The organism is Enterobacter cloacae complex sp. S1, from assembly GCF_014930525.1.
GTDB lineage: Bacteria > Pseudomonadota > Gammaproteobacteria > Enterobacterales > Enterobacteriaceae > Enterobacter > Enterobacter hormaechei_C.
In genome coordinates this window covers 12,221-30,162 of record NZ_JADBRE010000004.1, presented here as the reverse complement: position 1 = coordinate 30,162, position 17,942 = coordinate 12,221, and the positions used below count along the sequence as shown (strand labels likewise).

Annotated in this window: 15 protein-coding genes; 8 read left to right on the top strand and 7 right to left on the bottom strand. The window is 56.1% G+C overall.

The window, feature by feature from the left end:
• Window positions 1–29 precede the first annotated feature (29 nt).
• The 7 genes from yhdP to csrD all read right to left on the bottom strand — a co-directional run bounded on the left by yhdP (window position 30) and on the right by csrD (window position 10,774).
• The gene (yhdP, locus tag IM290_RS02605) at window positions 30–3,836 is read right to left on the bottom strand and encodes an AsmA2 domain-containing protein YhdP (protein ID WP_193041835.1); all 3,807 of its coding nucleotides are present in this window, start codon (window positions 3,834–3,836) and stop codon (window positions 30–32) included.
• A 42-nt stretch (window positions 3,837–3,878) separates the two neighbouring features.
• Window positions 3,879–5,348 carry a ribonuclease G gene (gene rng, locus IM290_RS02600; RefSeq protein WP_003860405.1) on the bottom strand — a complete coding sequence of 490 codons (1,470 nt, stop codon included), beginning with the start codon at window positions 5,346–5,348 and terminating at the stop codon, window positions 3,879–3,881.
• Window positions 5,338–5,931 carry a nucleoside triphosphate pyrophosphatase gene (locus IM290_RS02595; protein WP_003860403.1) on the bottom strand — a complete coding sequence of 198 codons (594 nt, stop codon included), beginning with the start codon at window positions 5,929–5,931 and terminating at the stop codon, window positions 5,338–5,340. Before IM290_RS02595 ends, rng begins: the two co-directional genes overlap by 11 nt.
• Window positions 5,932–5,940: 9 nt before the next feature.
• Window positions 5,941–6,429: a rod shape-determining protein MreD gene (mreD, locus tag IM290_RS02590; protein ID WP_003860402.1), complete on the bottom strand. Its 489-nt coding sequence runs from the start codon at window positions 6,427–6,429 to the stop codon at window positions 5,941–5,943.
• Complete coding sequence (gene mreC, locus IM290_RS02585; RefSeq protein ID WP_003860400.1) at window positions 6,429–7,445, bottom strand: rod shape-determining protein MreC; 1,017 nt, start codon at window positions 7,443–7,445, stop codon at window positions 6,429–6,431. Before mreC ends, mreD begins: the two co-directional genes overlap by 1 nt.
• Window positions 7,446–7,507: 62 nt before the next feature.
• The gene (gene mreB / locus IM290_RS02580) at window positions 7,508–8,551 is read right to left on the bottom strand and encodes a rod shape-determining protein MreB (protein WP_000913396.1); all 1,044 of its coding nucleotides are present in this window, start codon (window positions 8,549–8,551) and stop codon (window positions 7,508–7,510) included.
• A gap of 282 nt (window positions 8,552–8,833) precedes the next feature.
• Entirely contained in the window at window positions 8,834–10,774 is a 1,941-nt protein-coding gene (gene csrD / locus IM290_RS02575) for an RNase E specificity factor CsrD (RefSeq protein ID WP_193041834.1), read from the bottom strand.
• A 184-nt stretch (window positions 10,775–10,958) separates the two neighbouring features.
• Here csrD and IM290_RS02570 point away from each other — a divergent pair, with 184 nt between their 5' ends.
• The 8 genes from IM290_RS02570 (at window position 10,959) to panF (ending at window position 17,937) form a co-directional block, all read left to right on the top strand.
• Window positions 10,959–11,933 (top strand): MDR family oxidoreductase, encoded by a 975-nt coding sequence (locus IM290_RS02570; RefSeq protein WP_015572015.1) that lies wholly within the window; start codon window positions 10,959–10,961, stop codon window positions 11,931–11,933.
• A 77-nt stretch (window positions 11,934–12,010) separates the two neighbouring features.
• The gene (gene msrP, locus IM290_RS02565) at window positions 12,011–13,012 is read left to right on the top strand and encodes a protein-methionine-sulfoxide reductase catalytic subunit MsrP (protein WP_193041833.1); all 1,002 of its coding nucleotides are present in this window, start codon (window positions 12,011–12,013) and stop codon (window positions 13,010–13,012) included.
• Complete coding sequence (gene msrQ, locus IM290_RS02560; RefSeq protein ID WP_193041832.1) at window positions 13,013–13,612, top strand: protein-methionine-sulfoxide reductase heme-binding subunit MsrQ; 600 nt, start codon at window positions 13,013–13,015, stop codon at window positions 13,610–13,612. It begins immediately after the preceding gene.
• Between the two features lie 234 nt (window positions 13,613–13,846).
• Window positions 13,847–14,299 carry a type II 3-dehydroquinate dehydratase gene (aroQ, locus tag IM290_RS02555; RefSeq protein ID WP_003860391.1) on the top strand — a complete coding sequence of 151 codons (453 nt, stop codon included), beginning with the start codon at window positions 13,847–13,849 and terminating at the stop codon, window positions 14,297–14,299.
• 21 nt (window positions 14,300–14,320) lie between these two features.
• Window positions 14,321–14,785: an acetyl-CoA carboxylase biotin carboxyl carrier protein gene (gene accB, locus IM290_RS02550; RefSeq protein WP_015572018.1), complete on the top strand. Its 465-nt coding sequence runs from the start codon at window positions 14,321–14,323 to the stop codon at window positions 14,783–14,785.
• 10 nt (window positions 14,786–14,795) lie between these two features.
• The gene (accC, locus tag IM290_RS02545) at window positions 14,796–16,145 is read left to right on the top strand and encodes an acetyl-CoA carboxylase biotin carboxylase subunit (RefSeq protein ID WP_003860388.1); all 1,350 of its coding nucleotides are present in this window, start codon (window positions 14,796–14,798) and stop codon (window positions 16,143–16,145) included.
• 108 nt (window positions 16,146–16,253) lie between these two features.
• Window positions 16,254–16,496, top strand: a complete 243-nt coding sequence (locus IM290_RS02540) for a YhdT family protein (RefSeq protein WP_163313122.1) — start codon at window positions 16,254–16,256, stop codon at window positions 16,494–16,496.
• Window positions 16,486–17,937, top strand: a complete 1,452-nt coding sequence (gene panF / locus IM290_RS02535) for a sodium/pantothenate symporter (protein ID WP_032669089.1) — start codon at window positions 16,486–16,488, stop codon at window positions 17,935–17,937. The genes IM290_RS02540 and panF overlap by 11 nt, the downstream gene beginning before the upstream one ends.
• Window positions 17,938–17,942: the final 5 nt, after the last annotated feature.

The window sequence follows — 17,942 nt, the reverse complement described above, 5'->3', positions numbered from 1 at the left end:
GAGTGAGGCAATTACCTGCCCACGTCAAATCATTGCTGTGCTTCTTTGCGCGGCTGGCGCAGCACCTCATTAATCTGTGGTTTATCAACCGGCCCGGTGATGCGATAGCGCAGAATCGAGACTTTGCTCCAGAGCGGTCCCAGCACTTTACTGGCCGCAAACACCGCCGCCCCGACGATCGGATTGACCACAAAGGCTGCCGCAACGCCCACGCTTGCGGAAATCTCCGGCGCCACCACGGCTTCCATATCCAGCTCGCGGCGCACGAGATCCACTGACCCTTTCATCGCGATATCCGCTTCCAGGCCGTCCACCAGCGTGTCGTCGGTGTGCAGAACGCCGTCTTTGATCCACGCCGTGCTGCGAATGGAATCGTAGTAGAAACCTTCGCTGAAGGTGTCGCTAAAGTCGAAGCGCAGCTTGCGCAGCAGCGCGTCAAAACTCAGCAGACGCAGGATCTGCCCGGCGCGCCCCGTGCTCACATCGGCAATCTCACCCTTACCGAAGTGGGTTTTCAGGATGCCGTTAAGCGAAGCTTCATCGGGTGTCCATGGCGCTGCGCGCCAGTGCAGATCGTAATTCACATCGAAGGACGATCCGCGAAGCGGCGTGCTAATGCCGAAGAAGTTAGCTGCGGCGTCCAGCTTGTTGCCTTTAATATCGCCTTTCAGCGAGGTGCGCTGTTCACCCGGTTTGTTCACCCATTCGCCAGCGGCAGTCATGCGGCCAAAGCCGGTATCCACCAGCCCACCAGAGAGGCTCAGCGTATTGCCCTGAATAGCAAAATCACCGTCGATACGGCCATATTTTTGCCCCCACAGCCAGCACTCCGCACAGCGCAACTGGAGATCGGGCCAGCCGCTGAAATCCACGCGCGACCTCCCACTGCCACTGACAGGAGAAGCGCTTGTCGACTCTGCTTTAGACGCCGTAAAGGTCGGATTGTAATAGAGATAACGGATAGCCGCCTGCCATGGCGCGTGATCGCGCATGGTCAACGAACCGTTGATCTCACGCCCCTGCGCCTCGACCTTTGAGCCGTTTACCGTTGGCCGGGAGACAATACTCAGGTTGTTCCACTGCTGCCCGCCCAGCGTCAGCGCAGGCGTGCGCAAGGTAATGGACTGTGGGAACTGCGCCGTTTGGTCGACGTTTTGCCCGACACCTTTCTGGAACAGTGCCAGCCACTCTGCGCCATCCATCGGCGGGAGATTCAGTTCAACGCCCGCCTGCTCCGGCAGCGGCGGCGTGGTACGGCTGTCCGTCGTCCAGATCGCTCTGTCCAGCGTCAGCTTGCGGTTAAGCAGCCAGCGGCTGTTGAAGTGGTTTGTTCCACCAGCGTTTCCGGTTAAATCGAAGCTGTTAAGGTTGCCCGCAACCTTAACATTGACGGGCAATGCTTCACCGCTTTTCTTATTCAGCGGCGCGGGAAGTTGGCTGCTGAGGTTTTTCAGATCGCCCGTAATGTCGACGTTATAGCGCGCACCGGCATGATAAGGCAGGTCGATGGCGACCTTGCCATTCCACGACACCGCGCCGTCCACCGCATTCTCAATCGGCTTCGGCAGAACATCCATGCGTGACGGCTGCCAGTTCGCGTCCATATTGACCGCCACCTGGTAGGCTTTATCGCCCTCGGTGGTGGAGAAATCGATATTGACGGGTTGATTGAACCAGGTCGCTTTCAGCGGCTCACTTTTCAGCGTGCCGTTAACAAAGCTGAACTGACCGCTGAGGTTTTTCAGCGTGCTGTCCAGCGGCTTGATATAGAGGCTGTTGTTATTAAGGCTAACGTCGCCTTTGGCGGTGGTCATTTCACCGTCCAGCGGGATATCCAGATGTAAGCGAGCATTCACATCGCCATCTAACTGCAACTGCTGAAGGGTGGCTGCCAGGGAGTCATTCAGCGGCGTATCTTCAAAGTACGGGCCAACCGCTTTACCTGGCCCCTTAATATCCGCATCAATCAGCAGTTTCTCTTTGGAGTAATCCGGGATGTTTGCCGTCAGGTTGCTTGCCGTTACGCCGCCCAGCGCAACGCTGTCCGTCTTCATCCACAGGCCGTCATTCAGGAAGTTGAGTTCAATATCCAGATTCTTCAGCGCCGGCCAGTCCGGCTGGAAGGCATAGGTGGCGTTGCGTAGAGGCACCAGAACCTGGAACTGGCCTTCGTTGTGCTTATACGGGAACAGGTGCGGGTTGCCGCCGTAGACCAGCGTGGCGTTATCCGCCTGGCCGCCCTGAATAGCGCCGCTGAGATAGTCCACCAGCGCTTTCCCCATCAGGTTTTCCGGGAAGTAGCGCCACGCCTGCGAACCGTCATCCGTGCTGATGCCCGCCAGAATACCCAACCACGGCTCATCGCCTTCAGGCTGTAGATAACGGAAATTACCGCGGGCATGTACCGCTTTGGCTTTCACATCGATATCGCGGCCATCGAGCTGAAAACCTTTGTCATTCTTCAGCCAGTTGAGGGTGGCATTTCCCTTTTCGATCTCCAGTGGCGCACGGAAGACCGTTTCGTACGGCATTTTCGCGTCCTGCATTTCTGCCGTCAGCCTGCCGTTTTCCACGCTTCCTTCCAGTTTACCGCTGAAGTGCTCGGCACCCGGCAGCAGTTTCCACTGTTTCCATGCGAGATTTTTCCATGCCGCCTGAAAACGCGTCTTTTCCGTAGCCTGGAGCGGAATATCCAGCGCCAGCCGGTTTATCTGCCCGCTCGGCTGCGTCGCCAGCCAGATTTCGCCCAGCTCCGGGGAGAGTTTTGCGGCCATTGAACGCAGCCCTTCGATCGCCGTCAGATCCAGGTTACTGGCGCGGATACGCAGCTCGTCGCTGCGTTTACCGTTTATCCCGCCGACGTCCTGCTCCGGCATCCACGCCAGCGTCAGCGCGCCGCGCGGCCAGGGTTTGTTATCCATGGAGATGCGCGTATCCGGAATAGCGAACTGCCAGCCGCCTTTATCCTGCGTCACGTGTGCGGTGAGGTTATCGACGGAAAGTTGATGCTGATGGTTTTCCCCTTTCCAGCTCGCGCCCCCCTGCTTAAGCCAGATATCGCCGCTGGCGAACGTCCCGTTCGTCAGGGTCATCCAGCCTTCCAGGCTGAAGCGCGCGGTCTCCAGCTGCATGTTCTGCTGTAGCCACTCACCGAGCCACGGCTTCACGTCCACGTCGTCCGCCTGTAGCCACACCCTGCCGTTGTTCAGCAAGCCATTGTCGTCACGCAGATCCATCCGCACCTGCATAACGCCGTGCTGCCCGTTCAGGCTGGAGAGATTCACCTGCCCCTCGGCGCGGTGGCGATCTTTCCCGTTTAACCAGGTCAGCTGTGGGATCGCCAGCTCAGCGCGCTGGCCGGAAAGAGTAATAAAGCTCACTTCGCTGTCGCGCAGATCGAAATGATCGAACTGCCGCAGGAACAGATCGCTGATACGGCTGGTTTCCAGCCCCCGATCGCTGTCGCCGCTTCGCAGCGGCGTGTTAGTCATCAGCTGAAGTTGCCAGAAGGTGAGATCGCGAAACTGCCAGCGCAGATGCAGCAGGCTTTGCCAGATATCCAGCGCCAGGGTGACGCGTTTGATTTTGAGGTGGCCGCCATCTTTCAGGCCGGCGCTGATATCCCGGGCATCTAGCGTCGGGCCAAAGTTCTGCCAGCTTGCCTCGATATGACTCACGTCCACCGGCAGGCCGGTGGCGGATTCGATTTTTGCCAGGATCTGCGGACGCCAGCTGTCCAGATGCGGCAAGGCGAGACGCAGCCCGCTCACGAGCAGCGCGACAATCACGACCAGCGTTGCCCCTGTAAGCAGTAAAATCCCCGGCAATCGCCTCACGCGTCTCTCCTTGTCAGCCTTAAATCTCGCAGCGAACTGCGTTTACATCATGACGACGTCAAACTGCTCCTGGTTATAGAGCGGCTCAATTTGTACTTTTACCTGTTTGCCGACAAAGATTTCCACTTCTGCCAGCGCGTGCGACTCTTCCCCTTTCAGGGCCTCCGCCACCGCAGGGGAAGCATAGACCAGAAAACGGTCTGAGTCGTAGGCATGATGGACACGGACAATCTCACGCATGATCTCGTAGCAGACCGTCTCCACCGTCTTTACCGTTCCGCGTCCATGGCAGGTTGGACACTCATTACACAGGACATGTTCCACGCTTTCGCGGGTCCGTTTCCGGGTCATTTCCACCAGACCGAGCTGCGAGAAGCCATTGATGCTGGTTTTCACGCGGTCCTTACTCAGCGCCTGCTCCAGGGAGTGCAGCACGCGACGGCGGTGATCTTCATTGTTCATATCGATAAAGTCGATGATGATAATGCCGCCGAGATTACGCAGGCGAAGCTGGCGCGCGATGGCCTGCGTCGCTTCTATGTTGGTGTTGAAGATGGTGTCATCGAGGTTGCGATGGCCGACAAACGCGCCGGTGTTGATGTCGACGGTGGTCATCGCTTCGGTTTGATCGATGATCAGATAGCCACCCGATTTCAGCTCAACCTTACGCTCCAGCGCACGCTGGATTTCGTTTTCAACGTCATAGAGGTCAAATATCGGCTGGCGTCCGGTGTAATGCTCCAGCAGCCCCGGCATTTCCGGGATGTACTCGGCGGTGAACTCCAGTAAGGCTTCATACGTCAGACGGGAGTCCACGCGGATGCGGTCAAGCTGGGCGTCGGCGAAATCACGTAATACGCGCTGAGCGAGCGCCAGCTCACCGTACAGCCTGTAGCGGGTCTGGTTGCGTTTTTTACGCTCCATCACTTTGGTCCAGACGCGCTTCAGGTAGGCCGCATCCGAGGCCAGATCTTCTTCGCTGATCCCTTCCGCCGCGGTACGGATAATAAACCCGCCCTGCTCGTCGCAGTAGGCGCTGACCACCTTTTTCAGGCGCTCACGCTCGCTTTCGCTCTCAATGCGCTGTGACACGCCGACGTGCGACGCCCCCGGCATAAAGACCAGATAGCGTGAAGGCAGGGTGATGTCGGTGGTCAGACGCGCGCCTTTGGTGCCCAGTGGATCTTTTACCACCTGCACCATCAGATCCTGGCCCTGACGCACCAGCTCAGAGATGTCGCGCACGGCAAATTGCTTTTGCTCTTCGCCTGCCACACATTCGGTGTGCGGCATGATATCGGAGGCATGTAAAAACGCCGCCTTATCGAGCCCAATATCTACAAAAGCCGCCTGCATACCCGGCAGGACACGACTGACACGACCTTTGTAGATATTGCCTACGATTCCGCGTCGCGCTTCACGCTCAATATGAATTTCCTGGAGAATGCCACCATCAATGTAGGCCACACGGGTTTCCGATGGCGTTACGTTTACCAACAATTCAGCCGTCATAATTATCCCTTCCCTCACGCAGTGAGTTAAAATTGCTCAGCAACTCATACGTTTCCACCAGCGGTAAGCCGACTACGGCGTGATAGCTGCCATTTATCTTCCTGACAAAACAGCCACCCAACCCTTGAATACCGTATGCACCTGCTTTATCCATAGGTTCACCGCTGGCGATATAGCCGGCGATCTCCTCGTCGGTGAGGACTCTGAACGTCACTTCCGTTACCACAAGGCAATCCAGAACGTACTGGCTATCAGCCAGCGCTACCGCCGTCATCACCTGATGGGTTTGTCCGGACATATTACGCAGCATCCGCGCCGCATGGTCTGCGTCGCGAGGTTTCTCAAGCACCTCACCATTGAGAATGACGATGGTATCCGCACCCAGCACCGGTAAGTCACGCGGCACGCATGCAACGCCCGCCTGCGCTTTTTCACGCGCCAGACGAGAGACATACTGCTGAGCGCTTTCACCCTCAGCACGTTTTTCTTCGATACCGGTAACGATGCGTTCGAAGGAGACACCCAACTGCGCGAGCAGTTCCTGGCGACGCGGAGAACCGGAGGCAAGATACAAAGACGTCATAGAAACCTTTTATTGCACGGCAAACTGCTGGCGAATTTTACGCATCAGCAGGAACAGCCACGGCCAGAGCACACCGTTTACTACACTACTCCAGAACACTTCCGGTCGGAAAGAGACGTTGATCACTAAAAACTCTGCCCAGAAAACAACGATATCCGCAGCGAGCGACAACAACATCACTACCAGCGCCTGTTGCCAGAGCGCAAGGTTACGAAAGAGCTGGAATTTGAGTGCGACGAGATACGCAATAATGCTCATGGATAAGGCGCGGACGCCAAGCGTAGAGCCACTGATAAGATCCAGTATGGCACCCATCACAAAACCTGTGCCGACATTTACGCGGTGCGGCAGGGCAAGGATCCAGTAGAGCAAAATGAGCAATACCCAGTTTGGCCGGAAAACAAGAATGTCGTCCGGCCAGGGCATAATTTGCAGCAACAGTGCAACGAGGAATGAGAGCCAGATTACCCAGCGCCCCTGGCTACGATAACTGGCCACTACTGCCCTCCACCCGAGACTTGCGGCGGTGGGGGGGCATCCGGCAGCGGCTGCGTTAACCCCGTCGCCGGAGCCGGTACGGGTGCAGGTGGTCCCATCGCATCCGGCGCAGGCAGCACCTGCGGCATCATCTGCATCAGGCGTTCGTTGGCCACGCGATGCACATCTTCCGGGGTCATCGGATTAGCGCCGTTACGATCGGCGCCCCACAGCAGCAACAGGTAGCGCAAACGCTGCAAGCCGGCCGTTGGACGCGCCTGAATCACAGTGTAGGCACGCTGAGTGTCGAGCTTCACGGAAGAGACAACCGCAACCGGGTAGCCCTCAGGGAAACGACCGCCCAGACCGGACGTCACCAGCACGTCGCCCACGCGGATATCCGTGTTGGCGGGCAGGTGTTCCAGTTGCAGATCGTCCGTGCAGCCATTACCGGCGGCAATCACGCGAATATCGTTACGCAGCACCTGAATCGGCAGTGCATGGGTGGCATCGCAAATCAGCAGCACGCGGCTGGTCAGTTTGGCAACCGCCACAACCTGGCCCACGACGCCCTTATCGCTGATGACAGGCTGACCTTCGTATACGCCGTTCACGCTGCCTTTATCAATCACCACCTGATCGCTGTACGGATCGTTTACGGTGGAGATTACCTGGGTGACCATTTTCTGTTCATCCTGGCGCAGCGGCGAGCCGAGCAGTTCGCGCAGACGGGCGTTTTCCTGCTTATATTGCCCCAGCATCAGCAGCTCGCTATTTTTCAGCAGCAGTTCCTGGCGTAACGCACGGTTTTCGAGTTCGAGCTGGTCACGCGATGAGAGCGTTTGCGACACGGAGTCGAGCAGTTCACGGGGACCATTTGAAATAAAGTAGAAAGGACTGACGGCGGTATCCATGTACGTTCGGATCTGGCTGAACGTACCGAGGCGGCTATCGGCAATAATGACCCCGAGCGCAACCAGAACCGCCAGGATCAGGCGAAACTGTAGCGACGGGCCACGGCTAAAAATTGGCTTCATAGGCTATGCGTATTCTCGCGTCAGAGAGAAAGGGTAGCGAATTGCTACCCTCTCACACCCGACTACTCTTCGCTAAACAAGTCGCCGCCGTGCATGTCGATCATTTCCAGCGCCTTGCCACCACCACGGGCGACGCAAGTCAGTGGATCTTCTGCAACTACGACAGGAATACCTGTCTCTTCCATTAACAGGCGGTCGAGGTTACGCAGCAGCGCACCACCACCGGTCAGAACCATACCGCGCTCGGAGATATCGGAGGCCAGCTCTGGCGGGCACTGTTCCAGCGCAACCATCACCGCGCTCACGATGCCGGTCAGCGGCTCCTGCAACGCTTCCAGGATTTCGTTGGAGTTCAGGGTGAATCCGCGTGGCACGCCTTCCGCCAGGTTACGACCGCGAACTTCGATCTCGCGTACTTCATCACCCGGATAGGCAGAACCGATTTCATGCTTGATGCGCTCTGCGGTTGCTTCACCGATCAGAGAGCCGTAGTTACGGCGAACGTAATTGATGATGGCTTCGTCGAAACGGTCGCCGCCGATACGCACGGAAGAGGAGTACACCACACCGTTCAGGGAGATAACGGCCACTTCAGTGGTACCGCCACCGATATCCACCACCATAGAACCGGTAGCCTCAGAAACCGGCAGACCCGCACCAATTGCCGCAGCCATCGGTTCTTCAATCAGGAACACTTCACGCGCACCGGCACCCTGAGCGGATTCACGGATCGCACGGCGTTCAACCTGGGTTGCGCCAACCGGCACACACACCAGCACGCGCGGGCTTGGGCGCATGAAGCTGTTGCTGTGAACCTGCTTGATGAAGTGCTGAAGCATTTTTTCGGTCACGAAGAAGTCAGCAATAACGCCGTCTTTCATAGGGCGGATCGCGGCGATGTTGCCCGGCGTACGGCCCAGCATCTGCTTCGCATCATGACCTACTGCGGCCACGCTTTTTGGCGAGCCGGCACGATCCTGACGAATGGCCACAACGGAAGGCTCATTCAATACGATGCCTTGTCCTTTTACATAAATAAGGGTATTCGCGGTACCCAGGTCAATGGACAGGTCATTGGAAAACATGCCACGAAATTTTTTCAACATACTAAGGGATAATCCTGAAAGCTGGGGCGGAAAACAAAATCCGCTTACTTTACCAACCACACGCAGCAGCGACAAGGCGCAAAAATCGTCTGCTACGGTGAAAATTAGTGCAGCACGTTTCCTTTGTTACAAATTCATCCCCTGAATCCCTCAGGGCTGAGTAAACAGCAGCGTCCCTCACTTACACTTGTAACCCACTAAAGGTCGTTCACTGGCTTTTATGCTCGTCTTACTCAAAGCTACAGGCGCGATATTCTACGTGAAAACAAAGTAAACGGCAGGTCAAACAGAGTATCTTTGCAAATATTTTTTCACATTGGTGTCAAGCGGCTGAGAGGCGGCAAAAAAATCCCCCTGACCGCCCGTCACGCCGCGCTCTGTCAACATCTGCCATTCACTACGTGAACGTACGCCTGTGGCAAATACTTGCGTTTGCGTTCCTTTGCACGCTTCCACCAGGCTTTGTACCAGCAGCTGGTTTTCCGTGCGTTTTTCAATATTCCTTACCAGACCCGGATGCAGCTTCAATAATTCAACATCCAGCTCTTTGATCCAGCGGGTGCTCACCAGCGTCAAACCCGCCTGGGTTACCGCCACGCGAGCCCCAAGCGCATTGATTAAACGCACTACCGGGCGCAACCGGCTGATGTGTTGACCTACATCTGCCTCTGCAAGTTCAAAAATAATGCGTTTGCGTTGCGATTTTTCGCATTGCATTAACGTGTCACGTAACCAGCGCTGGAAACGCGGACGGATCAGCGATTCGACGGTCACCTGTAAAGCCAGATTTTCTTCAGGCCAGTACGATAAAAACGGAATGAGGCGGGTGATTTGCTGACGGTCATACTCTTCGGACAATCCGAATTGCAACACCATGGGCAGATATTCCGCGGAGATAACCTCTTCAGTGCCATCAAAAATACGGCACATCAGCTCACGATGATGAACATGACCATTCTTCATGACCGCCGGTTTTTGATAGATGCGCGGTCCGCCCCGGCTAAGCATCTGTTCAATCAGGGTTCGCCAGCGCACGTTGCCGCGCCCTTTCTCCGGCAGCGTATCATCATAGACTGCCCAGCCGTTCGCCCCCTGCAATACGGCGTTACGCGTGGCCGCTTCCGCATGTTCCATCACCTGCTCCGTCGACTGACCGCCGCGCCAGGCACAGATGCCCATATGCACCATATCGTCTCTGTCGAGCATTTTGCTCTGGGGCAGCGCATCGACGGCTTTCAGCAGCTGGCTGGCGATACTCTCGGACTCCTTTAAGGTGCGATGCGGCAGCAAGACGGCAAAATCGCTGCGGTGGTAGCGTGCCAGTAACGCGCCGGGGTAGCGCATAATAAAGGTGGACAGCAGGTTAATCAGCGTAAAGAGGTTCTCTTCCGCCACGCGCTGACCCCAGGTATCACTGAGCAGATCGAAGTCGGGCAGGCGAATCATCATTACCACGCCATGCGTACCCACCTTTTCGGGGTCATCAAGAAGGGTAGCCAGCTGATTATCAAAGAAGAGACGGTTGTTGAGGCCCGTTTTGTTATCCTGCGCGGCGTAAGAGCGAATCAACGTGTCCATACGGCTACGCTGATCGCTGGCAAACTGGATTTCGGAGAGCAGCACGTCCAGGGCGCTACTGGTGCGTGATGGCCATTCATAAACCGATCCCCGCACCTGCGGACCCCGTTCGCCATTCAGTATCCGCACGGAGCGTGTTTCCAGCAGTTCCTGGCCGGAAAGTTGACGACGCTGCCAGCGAACGGCGAGGAAAATCAGCAGTACGATAAAGGCAACGGCGATGGTTAAGGGCGCGGTGGTCATAAGCGAGCGTAAATAGTTGCTCATCGGATCCTGGTACATCAGATGAATTGTCATACCCGGATGTTTAAGTGAATTAACCGTGACGTCCCGATACTGATCTACCGTGCCGGCAGGACGATAGCTGCCCTGGCGGGTATGGCTGAAAACGGTCTGCTTCCCCTGTTTAATGTCGATCTGCACGATATCCACAGGCACCATTAACTCATCCAGCTCACGCGAAAGCGCCGGGAAGGAGGTTGCAATCAGGCGAGTGTCGATAACCGATGCAACCGATTCAACCCGGTTAACCAGCTTATCCTGGATGGCATTGTAAAAGCTCAGCGAGCAGCCGATTAGCGTGACAAATATGGTCAGCCCCGTCAGCAAGGTGATAAAAGCTGAGAACTTCGTCGTTAATCGCATCCTTGAGATTACTCCGTGGGTTGAAGGGGGGTGCAAGTGAGCACTAACTTGCATTTCAAATGCGGCATACTACCAAACCTGGCGTATCTGGCAATTTATTGCGTTAAATCGGCACTGCGTTTCATTGAGCGAGTATAGTCATCAGAACGTATTTTCCCATCATCAAACCTAGTGAGGACCGTGTATGCAGGCTTTGATCTTAGAACAGCAGGACGGCAAAACCGTTGCCTCAGTGCAAGCCATCGAGGAGAGCCGCCTGCCGGAGGGCGACGTGACCGTAGATATCGACTGGTCCAGCCTGAACTATAAGGATGCGCTGGCCATTACGGGAAAAGGTAAAATCATCCGAAATTTCCCGATGGTGCCAGGAATCGACTTTGCAGGCCGCGTGCATACCAGTGAAGATCCACGTTTTCACGCCGGACAGCAGGTGCTGCTCACCGGCTGGGGCGTAGGTGAAAACCACTGGGGCGGACTGGCAGCGCAGGCGCGCGTAAAAGGTGACTGGCTGGTCCCGATGCCGAAAGGCCTGGACGGTCGTAAGGCGATGATCATCGGCACGGCAGGTTTCACCGCCATGCTGTGCGTGATGGCGCTGGAAGAGGCCGGGATCCGCCCTGACTCTGGCGAAATTGTCGTCACCGGCGCCAGCGGCGGCGTGGGCAGCACGGCCGTCACGCTGCTGCACAAGCTGGGGTATCAGGTCGCCGCTGTCTCAGGCCGCGAAAGTACGCATGATTATCTACGTCAATTGGGCGCAAGCCGCATTCTGAGCCGCGATGAATTCGCCGAGACCCGCCCGCTGGAAAAACAGGTCTGGGCTGGCGCAGTAGATACCGTCGGCGACAAAGTGCTGGCGAAGGTGCTGGCGCAAATGAATTACGGCGGCTGCGTGGCGGCCTGTGGTCTGGCGGGCGGTTTTGCCCTGCCGACGACGGTGATGCCATTTATTCTGCGTAATGTGCGTCTTCAGGGTGTCGATTCGGTCATGACCCCAGCCGAGCGGCGGGCTGAGGCCTGGGAACGTCTGGTGCAGGATCTGCCAGCCTCATTCTTTGACCAGAGCGCCACTGAGATTACCCTGAGCCAGGCGCCAGAGTTCGCCAATAAAATCATGGACAACCAGTTCCACGGACGTGCGCTGGTTAAAATCGCCTAATCTTCAAATTTTCGTGACATATTCGCGCTAACCCTCCTCCTCCGTCATGCTTAGAAAAACGCCTGACGGAGGATGCCATGAAAACCCGAAAACTGACGGAAGCCGACGTAACGTCTGAATCTGTCTTTATGCTACAGCGCCGCCAGATCCTGAAAATGCTTGGCATCAGCGCCGCCACCCTGACGCTCACCCCTGCGGCCCATGCCGATCTGCTCGACTGGTTTAAGGGCAACGATCGCCCGAAAGCCCCCTCCGGCGCACCGCTTAACTTCACCAAACCGACGCAGTGGCAGAATAAACTGGCGCTGACGCCGGAAGATAAAGTCACCGGCTATAACAACTTCTATGAGTTTGGTCTCGATAAGGCCGATCCTGCCGCCAACGCCGGGAGCATGAAAACCGATCCCTGGACGCTGAAGATAGATGGCGAGGTGGCAAAACCGCTGACGCTGGATCATCATGACCTCACCACCCGCTTCCCACTTGAAGAACGCATTTACCGTATGCGCTGTGTGGAAGCCTGGTCGATGGTGGTGCCGTGGGTAGGTTTCCCTTTGCATAAACTGCTGGCGCTGGTTGAGCCCACCAGCAACGCGAAGTATGTTTCCTTCCAGACGCGCTACGCCCCGGACGAGATGCCAGGCCAGAAGGATCGGTTTATCGGCGGCGGGCTGGAGTATCCCTACGTTGAAGGTTTACGTCTCGACGAAGCCATGCATCCGCTTACGCTGCTTACCGTTGGGGTTTACGGCAAAGCGCTGCCGCCGCAAAACGGGGCGCCCATTCGCCTGACCGTACCGTGGAAATACGGTTTCAAGGGCATCAAATCGATCGTCAGCATTAAGCTCACCCGTGAACGCCCCCCCACCACCTGGAACCTGGCAGCGCCTGACGAGTATGGTTTTTTTGCCAACGTTAACCCGCACGTTGACCATCCGCGCTGGTCGCAGGCAACGGAACGTTTTATCGGCTCCGGCGGCGCGCTGGATGTTAAACGCCAGCCAACGCTGCTGTTTAACGGCTATGCGGATGAGGTGGCACCCCTCTACCGTGGGCTGAATTTACGGGAGAACTTCTAAGTGCGTTTAACGGCAAAGCAGATAACCTGGCTGAAGGTACTCCTGCATTTAGCAGGATTGCTCCCCTTTATCTGGCTCTTCTGGGCAGCCAGCCAGGGACAGTTCAGTGCCGATCCGGCGAAAGATATTCAGCATTTTACGGGTCGGATGGCTCTGAAATTTTTGCTGGCGACCTTGCTCGTCTCACCGCTGGCGCGCTACGCTAAACAGCCATTATTGATACGCACCCGTCGGCTTTTAGGGCTATGGTGTTTTGCCTGGGCGACGCTGCATCTCACCAGCTACGCCCTGCTGGAACTGGGCATTAACAACCTGGCACTCCTTGGCAGCGAACTGGTGACGCGTCCCTATCTGACGCTGGGTATCGTAAGCTGGCTGGTTTTACTGGCGCTGGCGCTGACATCCACGCAGTATGCGCAGCGAAAACTGGGTCGACGCTGGCAACTGCTGCACAACTTCGTCTATCTTGTCGCGATCCTCGCCCCTATTCATTACCTGTGGTCGGTGAAGATTTTATCCCCTCAGCCGGTCATCTACGCCCTGCTGGCCCTGGCTCTTTTAGCGTGGCGTTACAAGAAGTTCCGCCAGTGGTTGCGATAGTTCACGAAACTGTGCGTTTTCCCGCAGATTATTTATCAACCGCGAATCTTTTTCGGATAGCGGTTGATAATCTTCCCTGATAAGACCAGTATTTAGCTGCCAAATGCTACGAAATCGTTATAATGTGCGACTTCGGTTTTCCGGACAGGGGTTTTAGGCCTCTGAAAGGGTGACAATTGCGCTTTGAGGGTATATGTTGTTTTTTACCCGAAAATCGCAGGAGATAGCGGCACAATGGCTGACAAATTCCAAATTTTAGTATTGAACGGTCCGAACCTGAACATGCTCGGCACCCGTGAGCCAGAGAAGTACGGCACGCTGACATTGAGCGAAATTGTTAACCGTCTGAGTACGGAAGCAGCCTCGCTGAATGTGGATTTGGACCATTTTCAGTCAAACGCGGAGTACGCAATCATCGACCGTATTCATCAGGCTAAAGACACTGTGGACTATATCCTGATCAATCCGGCCGCGTTTACGCACACCAGTGTTGCTATACGCGACGCACTGCTCGCGGTGAGTATCCCGTTTATCGAGATCCACCTGAGTAACGTGCACGCCCGAGAGCCGTTCCGCCACCATTCCTACCTGTCAGATATCGCCGCTGGCGTGATTTGTGGGCTGGGTGCAGACGGCTATTCATACGCTTTACAGACAGCGGTAAAACGCTTGTCACAATCACACTAAACAAGAGTACGGAACCCACTCATGGATATTCGTAAGATTAAAAAACTGATCGAGCTGGTTGAAGAATCAGGCATCTCCGAACTGGAAATTTCTGAAGGCGAAGAGTCTGTACGCATCAGCCGTGCAGCCCCGGCCGCTAGCTTCCCGGTAATGCAGCAAGCTTACGCTGCGCCAGTGCAGCAGCCTGCGCTCTCCGCAGCCGTTGCGCCAGTGGCAGCAGAAGCGGCACCTGCGGCTGCAACAGAAATCAGTGGTCACATCGTACGTTCCCCAATGGTTGGTACTTTCTACCGCACCCCGAGCCCGGACGCGAAGGCGTTCATCGAAGTGGGTCAGAAAGTCAACGTAGGCGATACCCTGTGCATCGTTGAAGCCATGAAAATGATGAACCAGATCGAAGCAGACAAATCAGGTACTGTGAAAGCGATCCTGGTCGAAAGTGGTCAGCCGGTAGAATTTGACGAGCCGCTGGTCGTCATCGAGTAACGAGGCGAACATGCTGGATAAAATTGTTATCGCCAACCGTGGCGAGATTGCACTGCGTATTCTTCGTGCCTGTAAAGAACTGGGCATCAAGACCGTGGCCGTGCACTCAAGCGCGGATCGCGATTTAAAACACGTATTGCTGGCGGATGAGACGGTCTGTATCGGTCCGGCTCCGTCCGTAAAAAGCTATCTGAACATCCCGGCGATCATCAGCGCCGCCGAAATCACTGGCGCGGTCGCGATTCACCCGGGTTATGGTTTCCTCTCTGAGAACGCCAACTTTGCTGAGCAGGTTGAACGCTCTGGCTTTATCTTCATTGGCCCGAAAGCCGACACCATTCGCCTGATGGGTGACAAAGTGTCTGCCATCACCGCGATGAAAAAAGCCGGCGTGCCAACCGTACCGGGCTCTGACGGCCCGCTGACCGACGATATGGATGCTAACCGCGCCCATGCTAAACGCATTGGCTATCCGGTGATCATCAAAGCGTCCGGAGGCGGCGGCGGTCGCGGTATGCGCGTTGTACGCAGCGATGCTGAACTGGCGCAGTCCATCTCCATGACCAAAGCGGAAGCGAAAGCGGCTTTCAGCAATGACATGGTGTACATGGAAAAATACCTGGAAAACCCACGCCACATCGAAATTCAGGTGCTGGCTGACGGTCAGGGTAACGCGATCTATCTGGCAGAACGTGACTGCTCCATGCAGCGTCGTCACCAGAAAGTGGTCGAAGAAGCGCCAGCGCCGGGCATTACGCCTGAACTGCGTCGCTACATCGGCGAGCGTTGCGCTAAAGCGTGTGTCGATATCGGCTATCGCGGGGCGGGTACCTTTGAGTTCCTGTTCGAAAACGGCGAGTTCTACTTCATTGAGATGAACACCCGTATTCAGGTTGAACACCCGGTTACCGAAATGATCACCGGCGTTGACCTGATCAAAGAACAGCTGCGTATCGCAGCCGGTCAGCCGCTGTCCATCAAACAGGAAGAAGTTGTGGTTAAAGGCCATGCGGTAGAGTGCCGTATCAACGCCGAAGACCCGAACACCTTCCTGCCAAGCCCGGGTAAAATCACGCGTTTCCACGCGCCGGGTGGCTTTGGTGTGCGCTGGGAGTCCCATATCTACGCCGGTTACACCGTACCGCCGTATTATGACTCAATGATCGGTAAGCTGATCTGCTACGGCGAAAACCGTGACGTGGCCATTGCCCGCATGAAGAACGCCCTTCAGGAGCTGATCATCGACGGGATCAAAACCAACGTTGATCTCCAGATGCGCATTATGAGCGACGAGCACTTCCAGAATGGTGGGACTAACATCCACTACCTGGAGAAAAAACTCGGTCTGAACGAGAAGTAAGAGACCAGTGTTGCTAAAAGGCCGGATTATCCGGCCTTTTTTATTTCTGGGGATCGCTAAGCCCCATCATGTACAATCCCCGCTTTCTTCATCCACAAGGGACAAAAAATGGACAAACGTTTTGTTCAGGCCCATAAAGAAGCGCGCTGGGCGCTGTGGCTGACCCTTCTCTATCTCGCCTCGTGGTTAGTAACTGCTTACTTACCTGATTCGGCGATTGGCATTACCGGCCTCCCGCACTGGTTTGAAATGGCCTGCCTGCTGCTGCCGCTGGTGTTTATCCTGCTGTGCTGGGCGATGGTGAAATTCATCTATCGCGATATTTCACTGGAGGACGATGATGCAGCTTGAAGTCATTCTGCCCCTTATCGCTTACCTGTTCCTGGTGTTTGGCCTGTCGGTTTATGCGATGCGTAAACGTTCGACCGGCACCTTTCTGAACGAGTATTTCCTCGGGAGCCGCTCAATGGGTGGCGTCGTGCTGGCCATGACGCTGACCGCCACGTACATCAGCGCCAGCTCGTTTATCGGTGGCCCCGGCGCCGCTTATAAGTACGGGCTGGGCTGGGTACTGCTGGCCATGATCCAGCTGCCTGCCATCTGGCTCTCTCTGGGCATACTGGGTAAAAAGTTTGCCATTCTGGCCCGTCGCTACAATGCCGTAACGCTGAACGATATGCTGTTTGCCCGCTATCAGAGTCGCTTGCTGGTATGGCTGGCAAGCCTGAGCCTGCTGGTGGCGTTTATTGGCGCAATGACGGTGCAGTTTATCGGCGGGGCGCGACTGCTGGAGACGGCAGCCGGGATCCCCTATGAGACGGGCCTGGTCATTTTCGGTGTGAGTATCGCGCTGTATACCGCATTTGGCGGGTTCCGCGCCAGCGTACTCAACGACACGATGCAGGGGATGGTGATGCTCATTGGCACCCTCGTTCTGCTGGTGGGTATCGTGCATGCCGCAGGGGGCCTGAGCCATGCGGTTGAAACCCTGGAAGCGATCGATCCGAAACTGGTCTCACCGCAGGGGGCTGATGACATCCTCTCTCCAACCTTTATGACCTCGTTCTGGGTACTGGTGTGCTTTGGCGTGATTGGCCTGCCGCATACCGCCGTGCGCTGCATCTCATATAAAGACAGCAAAGCGGTGCACCGCGGGATCATTATCGGGACAATTGTGGTGGCGATCCTGATGTTCGGTATGCACCTGGCGGGTGCGCTGGGACGCGCGGTGATCCCTGACCTTACCGTACCGGATCTGGTCATTCCAACCCTGATGGTGAAAGTGCTTCCGCCGTTTGCCGCCGGGATTTTCCTCGCCGCACCCATGGCGGCCATTATGTCGACCATCAACGCTCAGTTGCTGCAAAGTTCCGCTACGATCATTAAAGATCTCTATCTGAATTTGCGCCCTGAACAGGTCGAAAATGAGCGACGCCTCAAGCGCATGTCGGCGGTGATTACCCTGGTGCTGGGGGCGTTGCTGCTGCTGGCCGCGTGGCGTCCACCGGAGATGATCATCTGGTTGAACCTGCTCGCCTTTGGTGGGCTGGAGGCCGTTTTCCTGTGGCCGCTGGTGCTGGGGCTCTACTGGGAACGCGCGAATGCCGCGGGTGCATTAAGCGGCATGATTGTCGGGGGCGTCCTGTATGCTGTTCTCGCCACGTTTAAAATTCAGTATCTGGGCTTCCATCCGATCGTGCCTTCGTTACTGTTAAGTTTACTGGCGTTTGTGGTGGGAAACCGTTTTGGTCGACCGGTGCCACAAACTGTCCTGATTTCTACTGACAAATAAAGAGT

Bases quoted from the DNA above. Each gene is read 5' to 3' on its own strand.
- rng (WP_003860405.1), bottom strand. From the start codon at position 5,348: ATGACGGCTGAATTGTTGGTAAACGTAACGCCATCGGAAACCCGTGTG.
- IM290_RS02595 (WP_003860403.1), bottom strand. From the start codon at position 5,931: ATGACGTCTTTGTATCTTGCCTCCGGTTCTCCGCGTCGCCAGGAACTG.
- mreC (WP_003860400.1), bottom strand. From the start codon at position 7,445: ATGAAGCCAATTTTTAGCCGTGGCCCGTCGCTACAGTTTCGCCTGATC.
- mreB (WP_000913396.1), bottom strand. From the start codon at position 8,551: ATGTTGAAAAAATTTCGTGGCATGTTTTCCAATGACCTGTCCATTGAC.
- csrD (WP_193041834.1), bottom strand. From the start codon at position 10,774: ATGCGATTAACGACGAAGTTCTCAGCTTTTATCACCTTGCTGACGGGG.
- IM290_RS02570 (WP_015572015.1), top strand. From the start codon at position 10,959: ATGCAGGCTTTGATCTTAGAACAGCAGGACGGCAAAACCGTTGCCTCA.
- msrP (WP_193041833.1), top strand. From the start codon at position 12,011: ATGAAAACCCGAAAACTGACGGAAGCCGACGTAACGTCTGAATCTGTC.
- aroQ (WP_003860391.1), top strand. From the start codon at position 13,847: ATGGCTGACAAATTCCAAATTTTAGTATTGAACGGTCCGAACCTGAAC.
- accB (WP_015572018.1), top strand. From the start codon at position 14,321: ATGGATATTCGTAAGATTAAAAAACTGATCGAGCTGGTTGAAGAATCA.
- accC (WP_003860388.1), top strand. From the start codon at position 14,796: ATGCTGGATAAAATTGTTATCGCCAACCGTGGCGAGATTGCACTGCGT.
- IM290_RS02540 (WP_163313122.1), top strand. From the start codon at position 16,254: ATGGACAAACGTTTTGTTCAGGCCCATAAAGAAGCGCGCTGGGCGCTG.
- panF (WP_032669089.1), top strand. From the start codon at position 16,486: ATGCAGCTTGAAGTCATTCTGCCCCTTATCGCTTACCTGTTCCTGGTG.